This is a genomic window from Fictibacillus phosphorivorans (assembly GCF_001619875.1).
Lineage (GTDB): Bacteria > Bacillota > Bacilli > Bacillales > Fictibacillaceae > Fictibacillus > Fictibacillus phosphorivorans_B.
In genome coordinates this window covers 348,021-364,722 of sequence record NZ_LRFC01000038.1, presented here as the reverse complement: position 1 = coordinate 364,722, position 16,702 = coordinate 348,021, and the positions used below count along the sequence as shown (strand labels likewise).

Annotated in this window: 11 protein-coding genes; 3 read left to right on the top strand and 8 right to left on the bottom strand. The window is 41.0% G+C overall.

Annotated features, from left to right (window positions below; translation table 11 throughout):
• Nucleotides 1-15: 15 nt before the first annotated feature.
• The 8 genes from AWM68_RS17825 to AWM68_RS17790 form a co-directional block, all read right to left on the bottom strand.
• Nucleotides 16-1,380 (bottom strand): sigma-54-dependent transcriptional regulator, encoded by a 1,365-nt coding sequence (locus AWM68_RS17825; protein ID WP_082820766.1) that lies wholly within the window; start codon nucleotides 1,378-1,380, stop codon nucleotides 16-18.
• Nucleotides 1,377-3,284 (bottom strand): transporter substrate-binding domain-containing protein, encoded by a 1,908-nt coding sequence (locus AWM68_RS17820; RefSeq protein WP_066244938.1) that lies wholly within the window; start codon nucleotides 3,282-3,284, stop codon nucleotides 1,377-1,379. The genes AWM68_RS17825 and AWM68_RS17820 overlap by 4 nt, the downstream gene beginning before the upstream one ends.
• A 51-nt stretch (nucleotides 3,285-3,335) precedes the next feature.
• Nucleotides 3,336-5,315: a TRAP transporter permease gene (locus tag AWM68_RS17815; RefSeq protein WP_066244936.1), complete on the bottom strand. Its 1,980-nt coding sequence runs from the start codon at nucleotides 5,313-5,315 to the stop codon at nucleotides 3,336-3,338.
• A 7-nt stretch (nucleotides 5,316-5,322) separates the two neighbouring features.
• Nucleotides 5,323-5,772, bottom strand: a complete 450-nt coding sequence (locus AWM68_RS17810) for a DUF1850 domain-containing protein (protein WP_066244934.1) — start codon at nucleotides 5,770-5,772, stop codon at nucleotides 5,323-5,325.
• 28 nt (nucleotides 5,773-5,800) lie between these two features.
• Nucleotides 5,801-6,784, bottom strand: a complete 984-nt coding sequence (locus AWM68_RS17805; protein ID WP_082820764.1) for a TAXI family TRAP transporter solute-binding subunit — start codon at nucleotides 6,782-6,784, stop codon at nucleotides 5,801-5,803.
• Nucleotides 6,785-6,968: 184 nt separating this feature from the next.
• Nucleotides 6,969-7,448: a site-2 protease family protein gene (locus tag AWM68_RS17800; protein WP_066244932.1), complete on the bottom strand. Its 480-nt coding sequence runs from the start codon at nucleotides 7,446-7,448 to the stop codon at nucleotides 6,969-6,971.
• Between the two features lie 273 nt (nucleotides 7,449-7,721).
• The gene (locus AWM68_RS17795; protein WP_082820763.1) at nucleotides 7,722-11,513 is read right to left on the bottom strand and encodes a S8 family serine peptidase; all 3,792 of its coding nucleotides are present in this window, start codon (nucleotides 11,511-11,513) and stop codon (nucleotides 7,722-7,724) included.
• Between the two features lie 256 nt (nucleotides 11,514-11,769).
• The gene (locus AWM68_RS17790; protein ID WP_066244928.1) at nucleotides 11,770-13,014 is read right to left on the bottom strand and encodes a helix-turn-helix domain-containing protein; all 1,245 of its coding nucleotides are present in this window, start codon (nucleotides 13,012-13,014) and stop codon (nucleotides 11,770-11,772) included.
• Between the two features lie 390 nt (nucleotides 13,015-13,404).
• On the opposite strand from AWM68_RS17790, the gene yhfH reads away from it, so the two are divergent.
• The 3 genes from yhfH (at nucleotide 13,405) to aceA (ending at nucleotide 16,576) form a co-directional block, all read left to right on the top strand.
• Complete coding sequence (yhfH, locus tag AWM68_RS21110) at nucleotides 13,405-13,536, top strand: protein YhfH (RefSeq protein ID WP_082820809.1); 132 nt, start codon at nucleotides 13,405-13,407, stop codon at nucleotides 13,534-13,536.
• An 84-nt stretch (nucleotides 13,537-13,620) separates the two neighbouring features.
• Nucleotides 13,621-15,210, top strand: coding sequence for a malate synthase A (gene aceB, locus AWM68_RS17780; RefSeq protein WP_066244924.1), 1,590 nt, complete (start codon nucleotides 13,621-13,623; stop codon nucleotides 15,208-15,210).
• 79 nt (nucleotides 15,211-15,289) lie between these two features.
• On the top strand, nucleotides 15,290-16,576 hold the full coding sequence (aceA, locus tag AWM68_RS17775) for an isocitrate lyase (protein WP_066244923.1): 1,287 nt from the start codon (nucleotides 15,290-15,292) through the stop codon (nucleotides 16,574-16,576).
• Nucleotides 16,577-16,702 lie beyond the last annotated feature (126 nt).

Sequence of the window (16,702 nt, the reverse complement as noted above, 5' to 3'; positions counted from 1 at the left end):
CTGCCCCCCTTTTCTTCACCGTTCGATTGAATAGCGTTTGATCCTGTCTCTTAAACTTCTTTCACTGATTCCAAGTGCATCTGCGGTTTGCTGTCGGTGTCCGTTCAATCGGCTAAGTGTCTGTCTGATCGTTTCTTTTTCCATTTGTTCAAGTGTCCAATTTGGAGGTACGTAAAATTCCTGATGATTTCCTGCTGCTGCCACTTCTTTGTTTTTAATGAACTGTAAGTTTGCCGGCAGATCTTCAACAGAAATTTCTCCATCGGTCATCGCTACTGAGTATTCTATAATATTAGCAAGTTCCCTCACGTTTCCTGGATAGGTGTAAGAATACAATAATTCCTTCACTTGTGGCTGAAAGCCGTTAACTTCTCGGCCGATTTTTTCGCAGAAAAGCTTTAAAAAGTGGTCAAGCAATAAAGGAACATCTTCTAAGCGCTTTCGTAACGGAGGCAGCTCAATCGGGATCACATGCAGCCGATAAAACAGGTCTTCACGGAATTGACCTTTATTTACTTCATCGCTCAAATTCCGGTTTGTTGCAGCTAGAATGCGTACATCTACTTTTTTTGTTTGTGTCGAACCGATTCTCGTAACCTCGCCATTTTGAAGGATTCTTAATAACTTGGCCTGCAGATGTAACGGCATCTCCCCGATTTCATCCAAAAATAGTGTTCCTTCATGCGCTTTTTCAAAAATGCCCTCTTTTGATTGAATAGCTCCTGTAAAAGCTCCTTTTTCGTGTCCAAAGAGTTCACTTTCCATCAATGTTTCAGGAATGGCTGCACAGTTTAATACACAAAAGGGCTTGTTTTTTCGTTCGCTCTCTTCATGCAGCCCTTTTGCCACAAGCTCTTTTCCGGTTCCGCTCTCACCTAAAATAAGGACATTAGAAGTGATATCTTTCACTTTTTCCATGAGTGTAAATACGCGCTTCATTTCTGAGGATTTGCCCACAATACCAGCGTAAGATTCTGCAGGATGTACAAGATCGTATAATCTTTTTCTTTCCGTGTTTAATGCTGTGAATCGTAAACCTTTTTCTAAGAGAGCCTTTACTTCAGCTATGTTTACTGGCTTGGTTAGGTAATGAAAAGCACCGAGCTGCAGTGCTGTTACAGAAGATTCAATTGTTCCATAGGCCGTCATCATAATGATAATAAGTTCAGGTTGCACTTGAAGCATCTGAGGAATTAAGGTTAGTCCGTTAACATCCTTAATCCTCATATCGAGAAGTACAACATCTATCTCTTCTTTTGCCATTAAGCTTAAACCTTCTTCTGGCTGAGTGGTTGTAAAAACTTCATATTCGTCTTCAAGAGCAAACATCAAACTTGTGCAGATTGCTTGTTCGTCGTCAACAATGAGTACTTTCTTCAAGAAACATCCTCCTTATTAAACAGTATGTGTACTTGCGTTCCGCTGCCTTCAACAGATTGCACCTCTATTTCAGCACTATGGTCCTGAATGATATTGTAGGATATATACAATCCTAGACCCACTCCATCTCCTTTTGTTGTGAAAAAAGGCTGAAACAGATTGGCTTTCTCCATTTCCGGTATCCCTTTACCTGTGTCTTTAACAGAAAAAATAGCTTTTTGGTTCATGTCATCCACATGCAGAGAGATTGTAATCACCTTTTGTGATGAATCTTTGACAGCGTCAACTGCATTTGCGACTAAATTAATAAAAACCTGCTTGATCCGATGCTTGTCACAGTTTAATTGGATGTCATCATCTATTTCCAGCTTAAAATGATAGATATTACCTGGCAGCTTAATCTGGAAGGAGTGAACGACAGTAGCAATCAGTTCTTTGATCGGTACCCATTCTTTAACAGGCTCCTGCCTTCTTGTATAGTCCAGCAAATCAGTTACAAGACCGTTTAGACGATCAATCTCAGAAGGAACATGTTTCATGAGCTCTTTACGGTACCTTGGGTTATCAAATTTTGTTGGAAGGAGATCGATAAAGACTTTCATGGATGTTAACGGATTGCGAAGTTCATGAGCGATGCCGGCAGCTAACTGTCCTAATGCTTTTAACTTCTCCTGTACAACCAATTTCCTCTGCAGGGCAACGCGGTCTGATACATCTTCTATAATGGCCGTCCAGCCAACGTTTTCTTGCTTCTCATTCATAAGAGGGAGAATTTCATATTCCATCGTATGATCTTCTCCATTCTGAGTAAAATGAAGCTCTTCTCTTACAACTTCATTCTGAAACTCTAGCTGATTCCACAGTTGTTTTAAAAGCCAATGATCGTTCATATGAAGCTCTTCTTTTTCAAAACGCTCTATCAAATTTTTTCCTTTGTCGTTAACAAGACGGATGTAACCCTCGTTATTGAAAGAGACAATTGCCGTATCTAAAGAATTCAACACTTGTTCTTGAAAGGCGAAGCTTCTGTTTAATGCCTTTGTTTTCTTGGAAACTTCCTTTTTAAGCCTATAGTTCCAATAGGTAATAAGAATGGCGATGGCGAGTATGGTTAGGATGACTGATGCCAATATGTACATCATGGTTTTGGATAACCCTTGTTCGCTTTTGTAAGGATTAAACCATTTGTTATAGATGGTTTGCCAATCCTTACTTTGCTTTAATGCTTCTAACGTATGATTAAAATTCACTAGTGTTTCTTTACGCCCATCTTTAAACGCAATGCTGTATTCATAAGTCTGCAGTGCTGATACTCGAATATCTAAAGGCTTAATTTGATCATTCTTCATATAAAAGCGAGCTGTCCAGGGATTGCCGATCCATGCATCACTTCTTCCTGATTCCAATACCTTGATCGCAGCAGGTTGGGAGCTAGCCATGTTTGTTTTAACCTTACGCACGCTTGCAAGCATATCTTCTGAAGCGATATCTTCGGTCAGAACAACTTTTTGCTGGCTAAGGTCACTAAACTGATAAATGGCAGTATTATCTTTTAGAACGATTAATGCATCAGACATCGTAAAGACACTAGTTGAAAAATCAAGGACTTTATCCGCTTCTGCATTGTAGCTTAATCCAAGCGCTAATTCGGTCGTCCCTTCAACCAAGGATTGGCTAAGCTCATGCGGCTTTTGAGGAATTAAAATGAGGTTAATACCCTGATCTTCCTCAATCTGACGAGCAAGATCAATCATAAAACCAGCTGGCTTTCCGTTCTTGTTCACATACGAAAAAGGCGGAAACTCGCTGTTATACCCTGCACGGAGAACTTCTTTTTCTTTTGCAGACACAGAAAAAGACAGAAAGAAAAAGAGTATGATAGTAAGTCCTGATTGTCTGAACATCTCTTTGCCTCCTGCCTTTTTTCTATTAGGTTATCAAATTCTATCTCCTAATTATACAGAAATAGAAGGATTTTCTCTTTTGGAAACAAAAAATTGGAATCCTAACATCACTGCAACAATTACTAGTCCAATCCAGTCTGTCATACGTTCAGGAATGATGAGCATCAGAGCGCCACCGCCTAAAACTAGTCTTTGCCAAACGTTCATCCCTCTCTTAAAATATCCTTCTGCAGCAGCACTTAACGCAATGACGCCAAGTGTAGATGTGAAAATGACCATAATGACTTCTATTGTAGCAGGCAGCGGAAATTCTTTCGCCCCAATCGGAAGATTAGACGTGTCGATCATTAACATCGCAGGATTATAAACAAACATGAAAGGAACGATAAATCCTGCAATAGCTAGTTTCAAAGATTGGAACCCTGTTTTCATCGGATCTCCGCCTGAAATTCCTGCTCCAGCAAAAGCTGCGAGTGCTACTGGCGGTGTAATGTTTGCAAAAATACCGAAATAAAATACGAACATATGCGCAACAAGTACCGGTACATCAAAATTCGCAAGTGCAGGTGCCGCCATTGTCGCGGTAATGATATAACATGGAATAGACGGTAACCCCATACCAAGAATCATAGAAGCAATCATCGTAAAAAAGAGTGTCAGTAATAATGAACCTTGCCCAAGGCTCATGATAGAGGACGTCATCACCGTACCAAAGCTTGTAAGATTAACCACACCAATAATGATTCCTACAACCGCACATGCTGTCATGACGGATAGAGATTGTCTCGCACCATCAGCAAGTCCTTCTAAAATGTCAGATAAGCTCATTCTTGTCTCTTTTCTAAACATACTAACAAGAACGGTCAGACCAATTGTATAGAGTGCAGCATAGCCGATCGGAACAGACATGTACAAAAAGTAGACGAGCGCAAAAATAGGAAGTAATAGATGGCCTCTTGCTTTTAGTACTTCTTTAACGCGAGGCAAGTCTGCTTTTGGAATGCCTCTTAAGTTTTTTCTGCCCGCTCTAAAATGAACTTGTGCTATAACACCAAGGTAATAAAGAAGTGCTGGTAAAAGAGCAGCTAATGCAATCGTGCCATAGCTAACACCTGTTGTTTCCGCCATAATGAACGCACTAGCCCCCATGATCGGAGGTAGAATCTGTCCTCCAACCGATGCACTTGCCTCTACAGCACCCGCAAAGTTTTTGTCATATCCGATCTTCTTCATAAGCGGGATTGTAAAGGCTCCCGTTCCTACAACGTTTGCTACAGCTGCTCCGTTAATACTGCCCATAAAGCCGCTCGAGATAACAGCTACCTTTGCAGGGCCGCCCTGCTTGCTGCCAGCGAGTGCCAATGCAAGATCGTTAAACAATTGCCCCATTCCAGACTTTGCTAAAAATGCCCCGAATAAAATAAATAAAAAGATAAAGGTAACAGATGCTCCAATAGCAGAAGAAAATATCCCATCTGTTTTTAAATACAGCTGTCCAAAAATATCTCCAAGATCATATGGACGGGTAAGAAGGCGATCTGGCATGAAAGACAGATGACTGATAAAAGGATAAGCTAAAAAAATCAATGACAAAATCGGGAGAATCCAGCCGGTTATTCTTCTTGCAGCTTCAAGAACTAGAGCCACTGTCAATCCTGCAAACATAATATCAAGCGTGTTTGGAATTCCTCCTCTTGTTCTAACAATGTCATCATATTCCATAAATAGATAACCGATTGTTGAAAGGGAGAGAAGGAACAATAACCAATCCCAAACCGGAATTTTAGATCTGTCTTCTTTTTTGCTGGCTGGATAGATTAAAAAAACAAGTGCAATCCCCATTCCTACATGAACAGATCGCTGCAGAAGTTCAGGCAAAGGATTGTAAGTGTTATACAGATGGAAAACGGAATACATGATTGCAAATGCTGATAAAAATAATCCTACTTTCGAATTTTTAACTCTCCTTGTTACAGATTCCCGGTCAAATTTTTCGAGTATTTCCTGTTCATTTACTGTCTTTTCACTCATGCAGTATTCACCTCATTTTCAGCCAAATTTTATTTGCGTAATAAAAAACAGCTGGGATTCTAATGCTCTCAATTTTTACTTCTTCATAAGATGGAACCATCCGATATAGAGGAAGCTCTTGTTTGTTGACAGCAACCGATGAATGTACATTCTTTGAAACAACCAGAAGGATGTTTTTCATCTTTCGGTTCATTTCAAACGCCACATACCCAGGCTTGTCAGATTTTATTACTTTCCCTTGAGATGGAACACCAGCCCCAAAGGTCTTAAAATATGTTTTATACAGAGTTAGGTCGCCATCTTGGCGATGATACATTTCAATCCATTCTTCTTTTTCCACTGAATGAATCCATTTCACTGCAAAGGATGAACCTTGTTCATATATCGTACGATCCGGCATCGTAATCTTCACAACATTTTTAGGAATCACAAGGATTAACGTGCAAAGGAAGAGCACTAAAAATCTAGTGCTCCTCACTCTACTTTTACTTTTGTTCCTCATAATATTTTTTAGCACCAGGATGCAATGGAGCAATAAGCCCTTCTTCTGCTTTTTCTATTGATATATCTTTAGCAGCTTGATGTGCATTCTCAAGACCATCTAAATTCTCAAAAAAGGTTTTCGTTAGTAAATATACATCGTTTTCACTTAAGTCAGAACGAACGACCAGTGCGTTCATGATCGCTGCAGTTGGGACATCTTCCTTGTTGCCATAAGTGTTTGCAGGGATGACCTGGGATGTGAAATATGGTTGATCTTTGGCGATTTTTTCGATTTTTTCTTTTTCAATTGGTACGATCTTCAAATCAAATCCCTGGCCAAGTTCCATAAGCGATGCATTCGGAATCCCACTCGTTAAAAACGCAGCATCCAGCTTCCCAGCCTTAAGAGCATCTGCGGCTTCTGCATACCCAAGATAATCCACTTTAATATCGTCATAGGAAATGCCATGACCATTTAGTAAGTTACGCGCATTCACTTCTACCCCTGAGTTTTGTGCACCTACAGCAATCCGTTTTCCTTTTAAATCTTCGAATGTGTTAATGCCTGATTTTTCTGAGGTAACCACTTGAACGAAGTTTGGATATAATGACGCGATCTGCTGCACATTATCCACTTTGCTGTCAAAGTTTCCTTCTCCATTAACTGCTTCACTTAATACATCACTCATAACAAAAGCCATTTCAACTTTTTCCTGTTTCATTAAGTTAATGTTCTCTACAGAAGCTCCAGTAGTTTGAGTCTTGGAATTCACACCATATTCTTTTGAATACATTTCTGCTAACGAAGTAGCAATGATGTTATAAGGACCTGATGCACCACCAGTCGCAATGGTAGCAAACTTTGTTTCCATTCCGTCTTTTTTACCTGAATCCCCACCCGCTTTTTCTGCTGAATCAGAGCACCCTGCTAAAATACCTCCAGCTATGACAAGGGCAGCTGCACCCGATAACCATTTTTTCATCATAAAACTCTCCTCCTTATGTAATCGCTTACAAATAATAATGCAAGGATCATGCCAAGTGAATAACACGAAGGATTGCACAAAAACGAGAAGATAGGTGTTTCTAAAAACGGCAAATCATGCCGCTTTAAGTGGCATGATTTGCCGACAAAAAAAAGAGCCTCTAATTCTAGGCCCGTTTGCGCTATTACCCAAGAGGGTTATTTTCAAATGTTTTTCTCTTAATAACATCCCAAGCCGCTTTCCCATCTGTCGGATACCCGTTTTGCTCAATCGGAATCAGCGAGAAAAAGGCGAAATAAAAGGAAAAGTACACAAATTGGTATGTGAAGATACCTGGTTCAAAGACTTTCATGTAAATCAGCATGTTCACGATCAACATGCTTAAAATCGTAAACAACGGCCCTCCTAAATACACTAGAACAAGGTGTCTGCGTGAATGATTCTTCAGATTTTCATATTCACACCAACCGTCCCAAAAATACAATTTCCGAATATTACAAGGACCGATTTTAAATAATCTGTTTCCTGTTCCTATATGGATACGGACTTTGCCACCCGTTATTTTTCCAAAAAAGAGATGACCTGCTTCGTGTATAAACGTAACGATCGGTAGAACGAGAAAGAACGAAAAGAAAAACTTCCAAACATCTTCAAAACCAAACATGTGCATCCCTCCTATAACCTATTTTTTCTAGTATTAGGTATAATGTTTCCTACTTCCGCCATGTTCACACTAGGCTTTTGTCCTGATTTTATTACAGGAAAAGTATAGGGAGGTGAATCATGCCAGAGTGTTCCATTTTTTATACAATACTTTCTTCCGATAATTTAAAATGACTACACCTTTCTCCATTTTGGCCAAATACATGACAAAGATAAACAAAAAACAAACCCCTTTCCAACAAAGTTGAAATGGGGTTTGTTTACAAATGGATCATTATTTTAAAATATACGCTTTAATGACGTCTTGATTAATTTTATTTCCGGCATCATCCCATGCAGCTGCACGAAGAGAAACGGAGCCCCCTGGTTCATTCGGATTTTTAATAATCCCTTTCCATTTGTCTCCATCTGCTGTAAGCGGAACATCTTTCCACGTCTGACCCTCGTCAAAGGAAACTTCTAGAGTTGCTCCTTCGATCTTCCCAGCTCCTACAGCGTCTTCCATATGCTCTGCAGACAAAGCAATCTCTGTTGCACTGCTTGCTTGAACACGATTATAGATGTCAGTCTTAACATCATACCCTAGCTCTAGAAGGGGTACAGTTGTTTTCTCAGGTCCTTCGTATGCTGACCAGAACGTCCACTCCGTTTTTGTTCGTACAGAACTTCTAAAGACTTCTGCATCCCGAGAACTTTCACCCACGAGGCGGTATTGTGTTCGTTCTTTTGGATGATTATACAAATAAGAAAGCAACGCCTGGCTTTTCTGTTCCACAACAAACTTATCTTCTTGATAGAGTGTTAACTTTTTCTCATTCTGTTCAGGATCCATAAAACCTGCGTGTCCTGAATCAGCATCACCCCAATTTGGAACATTTAAGTAGAAAATGTTTCCTTGGCGATAAGGATAAAAGAAACCAGGCCCAAATGTTGGACGTACCACAGATTTGTACCAATGCTGTTCTAAACGGTCACCCGGATCATAATCGACAAGCTTGTCCCTCATTTCCCAGTACGTTTTACCTTTGTACAAGCCGGTCTTTTGATACCATTTGCTTCCTTCTGGAGCAGAGATCCATTCTTCCCGTTTATGAGGAAACTTTAAAGCATGCCATCCAATGACGTGATCAACCGTACGTGTTGGACGAAAATCATAGCGCCACTCTTCTCCATCTTCTCCGTTCTTGTCATCTGAATGATAAGAAGTATCTACCTTCGATAATTCCTCTTCCTTTGGTGCATATATCAACGTTTCATTCGGGATCTTATCCTGATAAACGGAAATGAGGTCATAGGAATAAGGTGAATATGGAGTACCTTTTACCGGAAGTACAAAATTTCCTTTTTGTGCTGCTGCAATTAACTCTTTTCCTTCCACACCCGAAACAGCTGTGACAGCAAGCGGAATATTTTTGCTGTATTCCTCTCTATTCAGATAGGATTCCCTGATTTCCTGCGGTGTGTCATTTACTACGATAAGTAATTTAACACCCGCTGCAATCGCAGCTTTCCCCCGTTCTTTAGGGGTTACTTCTGCACTTCTTTCTATGATTACTGCTTTTCCTTTCACATCTAGGCCTTCATAATCAGAAGCTGCTCCTTTTTTAGCGTACACCACTTTTAGATTGTGGTTCCCTTCAAGATTTGTGACGCCTCCTTGAGGAAGATCATCAATCACTTGATCACGGTACCTCATATCAAGGACTGGTTTTACTAAACGCCAGCGGGTTGAAAATTCAAATGTACCTTCCTCAACGCCATCAAGTGGAACAGCGTATACTTTATCGTGTACCACTGGGAGTGTCCATTGTTCTCCAACACCACCTTGCTTAAATACACGAGTGTAATCCATTCTTCGATAGGAATCCTCTGCTTCTCTAGGTGCTTTGACGACGACTTCATTCGCTTTTCGGGCATCGAGTTCTATGACCGTGTCCTTTGTCAGCTTTACTTCAGGATTTCCGACAAAAGCTACACCAGACTGATCTGTCTTTGTATCTACATCCATTAAGGAAGTAACTGTGTACGTATCTGGAGGAAGACGGAGTTCTCTTTCTCCATTAACTGTATAAAATTTCGGCCCGAGCTTAGGGGAGTAAAGCGTGACATACGCTAAGTTTGGTGAGCCATCACGATCAATCGGACGGATCTTCATCGAGTAAAGCTCGCCTTCTTTAACCAAGCTCATGGAAGTGTGAACAACTGGTTTACCATCCGCTTTAGCGTAGATATGTCCTTGGAGGGTAGCTCCTGGTGATACCAGGTTCACCGCTGCTTCTACCTTGATGGAAGCTTTCCCCTTCGCTGGTATAGTTACTTGATTGTCAGATAGCTGGAGGATCTCAGCTGGAGCAGGTTTGCCGCTTTTATCCAGCAATTCAGCCGTCAGATCTAACGTGATTGGTTTATCACCATCATTTGTATACGTAATTGTTCGTTCAACACTTTCTTCCTCTTCATGTGGCCAATCGAAAAAACCGAAGTATATGGACCCTGTAGCACGTACCTCACCTAAGGATGCAGGGATATCTAGTCGTCCAGTTCCTACTTCATAAGGCACATATTTTAATTTTTTTGTGTTACTCATAAGCGCTTCTTTTATGTCTTCCTTTGTCCAATTCGGATGCTTCTGCTTAAGAATGGCAGCAGCTCCTGCTACGTGAGGGGTTGCCATTGAAGTCCCGTTCAGTGATTTATAAGCTCCTTGACCGCTTGAATACTGTGAACGGGCTGCAATGATTCCAACACCCGGAGCAGACATATCTGGTTTTAATCCACTGTCTCCGATCCGAGGTCCTTTTGAAGTAAACGACGCGATTGTATCTGTTTTTGATACTGCTCCAATGGTAAGTGCTTTATCTGCAGCACCTGGTGCCCCTATTGATCCTTCCGATCCGTTATTACCCGCCGCAACAACAAACAGCGTTCCCGTTTCTTCTGTAATTTTATTTAAGGCTTGTGACATGGGATCTGTTCCATCGCTTGGCTGTTGGCTTCCTAAACTCATATTGACGATATCGGCATTTTGAGCAGCCCATTCCATTCCGTCGATAATCCAAGAATTTAACCCAGATCCATTGTTTGCTAAAACTTTACCTACGAGCAACTCAGCTCCTGGCGCAACACCCTTATTTTTTCCATTTGAAGCTGCACCTGTACCAAGTACTGTCGAAGCAACATGTGTACCGTGAGAATTGTAGTCTAAGATATTCTCACCTGGCACAAAGCTCTTGCTATCCTTAATTTTACCGGCTATGTCCGGATGATTCGGGTCAATTCCTGTATCCAAGACAGCAACCTTTACTCCTGTCCCATCAATACCAAGATTCCATGCCGTTGGAGCTCCCACTTGGGTAACGCTTTGTTCAAGACTCGCTTCTACTTTTCCGTCTAGCCAAATCTTTTCAATTTCTTGGTCCAATATAACCTCTGTACGTTCATTCTCACTCGCGTCTTCTTGAACCACTTGATCTGTTACAGCATTCCATAGCTTTTTTGCCTGAGATTTATCTACTGACACGGCAGCAGCTCGAATGCTTTCAAGAACCTTTGTCCTTCTTGAACCCTCAGGCGCTTTAGGAAGGTTTGCACTTGAGGCAGTACGGACCTTCGACTCCTTATACTGAACAATCATCGGAAGAGCCGTACTTCCTTTATCGGTGTATCCGTTCTTCACTAATTCTGTAATATTAAATAAGTCTTGATCGATCTTATCTGCCGCAACAAGAGGCATTGCTTCTTCTGGAATGACATATGTTTCATTATCTGCTGTGATGATTCTTGTGCGATCTTCTATTCCGTTTGCTGGCTTCACATCAATGACACTTTTTCCTTCACCAATTTCGGTTACGGTCACGACATCTCCCGTGATCAGTGTAATTTGATGTTTACCTTGGCCAGAAGACACATTATTCTCTTCTGATTCAATAAGCTGTTTTAGAGCCTCTTCTTGATTATTTAAAACATTTACCGGTGGTTGGGTACTTGCATTTCCTAAAATAGGTGATGCTAGTATGACAGTTGATAATGCAAGTGCAACAGGCTTTAACATACTGCTCTTCTTCATTATTTTTCCCCCTGTAGTAATAGTTTCAAAGTTTCCACGCTATGTCTTTGTTGTTTCTTCATTGTAAGCTCAAAAATTATTAACTGACTATCGGGGTTTTTATTGTCTATTCGTCCCGGTTTTTGCTTTGTTTTCGTCCTACTGGACTTGTGAGAGCTGTTTTTTTAGGACTTATGAATTATTTCTCTCTTTTTCTGTTGGGTTTTTATCAACTCTTTGTACCAAAAAAATAACCTCCCAAAAAGTTGGAAGGTTATTAAACATACTGATGTTTAGGTTCAATAGATTCTATGCATGTACGCGACAAGAGGTTGGCTTTTTCCATTTGTCCGTTCTTAACAAAATAGTGGTAAAGCTGTATTTGGTAATACTCTTTTTGTGGCTTCATATTATTTATGGAAAAGTAGGGATAAGCAGTTGATTCCAAATATTGATAATAATCATCTAGTTGATTTAAAATTTTAAATTGATGAAGGGTTAACAAGTGCAAACTGCGCTCATCTCCAAGCTTCTTAGCTTTTTCCAACCCCTCCTCTACCCATTTTAGTAATTTTTTTGGAGCATTAATGGACGATTTTGAGGCAGCATGGATATATCCTTCTAATGATCCTAAATATTCTTTGCTGTTAGGATCTTTCAGACTCATTGCTCGTCTATATAAGTCCATTGCTTTTAGGTAATGCTGATTTACAAACTGGTGATACGCATAGTTATGAAGAATGATCGATTGCTGTTCTTGCAGTCCGTATGTTTCACTCATTTCCAGCAGTGACTGATACTTGTCTTCTTTATATTCAGTCATGCTGTCCTGCTCCAGTTGGATTAGAATTAGCATTTCTGCATCTATGATTCTTGAGAAATTATGTGTTTTCATAAAGTAATCTAGACTTTTACTGACGTATTTATAGGCTAAGATATGCTGACCAAGAAAATAATGGCTAAGGGCGAGATGATAATAATATTCATGGTAAGGATACATAGAGTCGTCGATCTGTCTTAGAAGAACTTTTGCACCCTCATAATCTCTATCAAAATATAATAAACAAATGGCTTTATTATGTAACAATAAATGAACGTCTAAGTCTGATAGATTCTCTTCTTTCTCTGTCTCTTTCATAATCAGAGGAACATCAGAAAACTCTCCCAAAAGCATACTGTAGCGTATATGGATAAGCATATAGGTCCGTTGGAATTCTGGCAGTTCTAGTAATTCATATCCCTCTAACTTGCGTTTTAGTTGTTTAGCTTTCTTTTCCTGTCTTAACAAAATTGCTTCCATCCACTGATGTAGCAGTGACTTTATTGTATAATAGGTTTCTTTTTCCCTTTCCAAATCTACCTGCAGCCGATCTGCCAAAAGCTTTACAACTTCGGTTGAATACTCAGTTAGTCCTCTCTCAATCTTACTCACATGAGAACTTGAACAAATCCCCATACCGATATCACGCTGGGTTAACTGTTTCTTTTCACGAAAAAAGCTAATGATTTTCCCCTCAACCATTAAACTGTCTCTTCCCTTCATCGATTTAGTTCCAAAAAAAGTACATATCTTTATACGAATATGCACCCCGTTCTTTTTTATTTTCACCTTATGTTCGACAATATTTGGCTACATCCCTTCTGCCTTATGAAATGATTTATTAGATCTGGTTTTCAACTATTAGTGTGGCAAGAATATAGAATGTTACCCGTTTTAACCTTTCTGTATTACAACAGCTTCCAAAAAAAATTTAAACTAGGACAATCGTTGATATAACGAGGAAAAACAGGTGGACAAATGACTCAATTTTACAAAAAAACGAAAAATGTTATAAAACAGGTGTTGCAATATTTAAACTGTTATAATACAATGCATTATAATCAAACAATAACAAAACAGGAGGAACAAAAAATGAAAAATTACTTGGAGCTTCACCGCAACATACCGGATAAAACGTGTACAGAATGTGGATGTGTGATTGAGGAGCAGCACGAATCATACCTTTACGAGTGTGAGCGCTGTATGGGCAAACACGAGAGGTAAAAATTTTTTTACCTCTTCTGTTATACAACAATAACAAATATAAGCACCTGTTTAATAACATATTCAGAAAGGACTGTGGAATTAGTGACCATTGAAACCTCTAATCTTCAAGTGTTAGGCGATATCACCCCAGCGTATGAAAAGATATTAACCCCAGGTGCCATTCTTTTTCTAAAGTCATTGCACCTTCAATTCAACAGCACCCGAAAAGAACTTTTAGAACAGCGTAAAGTGAAGCAAAAAGAAATTGATTCAGGAATCATGCCCACCTTCTTACCTGAAACTGAACATATCCGAAACGGTGATTGGACCATCTCGCCTCTTCCTCAAGATCTACAAGACCGCCGAGTGGAAATCACAGGGCCGGTTGACCGGAAAATGGTGATCAACGCGCTTAACTCAGGGGCCAAACTGTTTATGGCTGACCTTGAAGATTCGAACTCTCCTACTTGGGAAAATACGATAGAGGGTCAGATCAACCTGAAAGATGCCGTTAACGGTACTATCTCTTTTGAGAATCCGAACGGCAAAAAATATACATTGAACAAAGACATTGCAACGCTGATCGTACGTCCCCGCGGATGGCATTTAGAAGAAAAACATATTGTTGTCGACAACGAAGTGATGTCTGGGAGTTTAGTAGATTTTGGACTTTATTTTTATCACAACGCGAAAACACTCATTGAAAAAGGTTCTGGTCCTTATTTTTACCTTCCTAAAATGGAAAGTCATAAAGAAGCGCGCCTTTGGAACGATGTATTCATCTACGCGCAAGAGCAGCTAGGAATTCCAAGAGGGACAATCAAGGCAACTGTACTAATCGAAACAATCGTCGCAGCTTTTGAAATGGATGAAATCTTATTTGAACTGCGTGAACACTCTGCAGGTGTAAACTGCGGACGCTGGGATTATATCTTCAGCTATATTAAGAAATTCCGTAACCAGCCACACGTCATTCTGCCTGACCGGTCGCTCGTTACGATGACAGTACCATTCATGAGATCATACTCTCTCTTAGCGATCAAGACGTGTCACAAACGGAACGCCCCAGCGATCGGCGGAATGGCAGCGCAGATTCCGATTAAAAATGATGAGGCGGCAAACGCAGCTGCTTTTGAAAAAGTACGTGCTGACAAAGAGCGCGAGGCATCAGATGGACATGACGGAACATGGGTCGCTCACCCTGGACTTGTACCTGTTGCGATGGAAGTGTTTGATCGCATCATGCCAGAGCCGAACCAGATCGACCGAAAGCGTGAAGATGTGGTCGTAACGGCTGATGATTTAGTGGCTGTACCAGAGGGCGAAATTACTGAGGAAGGCTTGCGCGTCAACATCAGTGTCGGCATTCAATACATTGCATCATGGCTTAGAGGAAAAGGTGCTGCACCGATCAACCACCTTATGGAAGATGCAGCAACAGCAGAGATCTCAAGAGCCCAAGTATGGCAATGGATCCGACACCCTAAAGGCATTTTAAGCGATGGCCGCAAAGTTACATTCGAGCTGGTAGAGGAACTAAAACTGCAGGAAGTTCAAAAGTTGAAACAGCAAATGAATGAAGACTCATTCAACTCAGGCCGCTTTATGGAGGCTGTCGGGTTGTTTGATGAACTGATTCGTGATGATGATTTTCAGGATTTCTTAACCAATCGAGGGTATGAGGTGTTGTAACCTCTTCCTCATGCAAAATTAAAGCTACACATTTTTGAAATCAACAATAAAAAATCCAAAACTTTAAGGAGAGAAACAAATGAAACAATCACGTGTGGAGAAATTACAGGAAATGTGGCAAAACGAAGAGCGCTGGTCAGGAGTTCAGCGTCCCTATACAGCTGAAGAGGTTATTCGCTTGCGAGGATCCATTGATATTGAACATACACTTGCAAAAAAGGGTGCGGAAAAATTCTGGGATCTGCTTCAAAATGAAACATATGTAAACGCTTTAGGTGCACTAACAGGCAATCAGGCGGTTCAGCAAGCAAAGGCAGGTCTGAAAGCCGTATACTTAAGCGGTTGGCAAGTTGCAGCTGATGCCAACCTTTCAGGAAACATGTATCCTGACCAAAGTTTGTACCCAGCAAACTCCGTGCCACACGTGGTAAAACGCATCAACTCTGCACTTCAGCGCGCCGATCAGATTCAGCATATGGAAGGCGGAAATGAGGTCGATTACTTCCTCCCGATCGTTGCCGATGCAGAAGCTGGTTTCGGTGGACAGTTAAACGTATTCGAACTGATGAAAGGCATGATTGAATCTGGTGCGTCTGCTGTTCACTTTGAAGATCAATTATCTTCTGAGAAAAAATGCGGTCACCTAGGTGGGAAAGTATTACTGCCGACACAAACAGCGGTGCGCAACTTAATCTCAGCGCGTCTTGCGGCTGATGTTATGGGCACGCCAACTGTCTTAATCGCGCGTACCGATGCGGATGCTGCAGACTTGATAACGAGTGATATCGATCCTGTTGACCGCGCATTCATTACAGGTGAGCGAACGGCTGAAGGCTTTTACCGTACGAATGCTGGTCTTGATCAAGCGATCGCGCGAGGTCTTGCGTATGCGCCATATGCAGATTTAATCTGGTGTGAGACGAGTGAACCAAACTTGGAGCAAGCGCAGCGTTTTGCCGATGCAATCCACGAGCAGTTCCCTGGTAAACTATTAGCTTACAACTGTTCACCTTCTTTTAACTGGAAAAAGAAGCTGGATGACGCGACGATTGAAACGTTCCAGCAGCAGCTTGCGGCAATGGGCTACAAGTTCCAGTTCGTAACGTTGGCTGGTTTCCACGCACTGAACCACAGCATGTTTGAACTGGCAAAAGGCTACAAGTCAAGAGGCATGGGTGCTTATTCTGAGCTTCAGCAAAGAGAGTTTGATAGTGAAATCGACGGATACACGGCAACACGCCACCAGCGCGAAGTAGGAACAGGCTACTTTGACGAAGTAACACAGCTTGTTTCAGGCGGCACAGCTTCCACAACGGCCCTAAGAGGATCTACAGAAGAAGACCAATTTCAGTCACAGAAAGCATAGAGATAGAATTGTTGGGTAGGAGTTTTAATAGAGAAAGGACAGGGGCAACGAGAGCACCTGTCCTTTTGACGATTTCGATATTTGGCGAAAAGCCTATAACCATTTTTCAAGGGACTATAAATGTTT

Coding starts and splice junctions, on each gene's coding strand:
- AWM68_RS17820 (WP_066244938.1), bottom strand. CDS start 3,284: ATGTTCAGACAATCAGGACTTACTATCATACTCTTTTTCTTTCTGTCT.
- AWM68_RS17815 (WP_066244936.1), bottom strand. CDS start 5,315: ATGAGTGAAAAGACAGTAAATGAACAGGAAATACTCGAAAAATTTGAC.
- AWM68_RS17805 (WP_082820764.1), bottom strand. CDS start 6,784: ATGATGAAAAAATGGTTATCGGGTGCAGCTGCCCTTGTCATAGCTGGA.
- AWM68_RS17800 (WP_066244932.1), bottom strand. CDS start 7,448: ATGTTTGGTTTTGAAGATGTTTGGAAGTTTTTCTTTTCGTTCTTTCTC.
- AWM68_RS17795 (WP_082820763.1), bottom strand. CDS start 11,513: ATGAAGAAGAGCAGTATGTTAAAGCCTGTTGCACTTGCATTATCAACT.
- AWM68_RS17790 (WP_066244928.1), bottom strand. CDS start 13,014: ATGGTTGAGGGGAAAATCATTAGCTTTTTTCGTGAAAAGAAACAGTTA.
- yhfH (WP_082820809.1), top strand. CDS start 13,405: ATGAAAAATTACTTGGAGCTTCACCGCAACATACCGGATAAAACGTGT.
- aceA (WP_066244923.1), top strand. CDS start 15,290: ATGAAACAATCACGTGTGGAGAAATTACAGGAAATGTGGCAAAACGAA.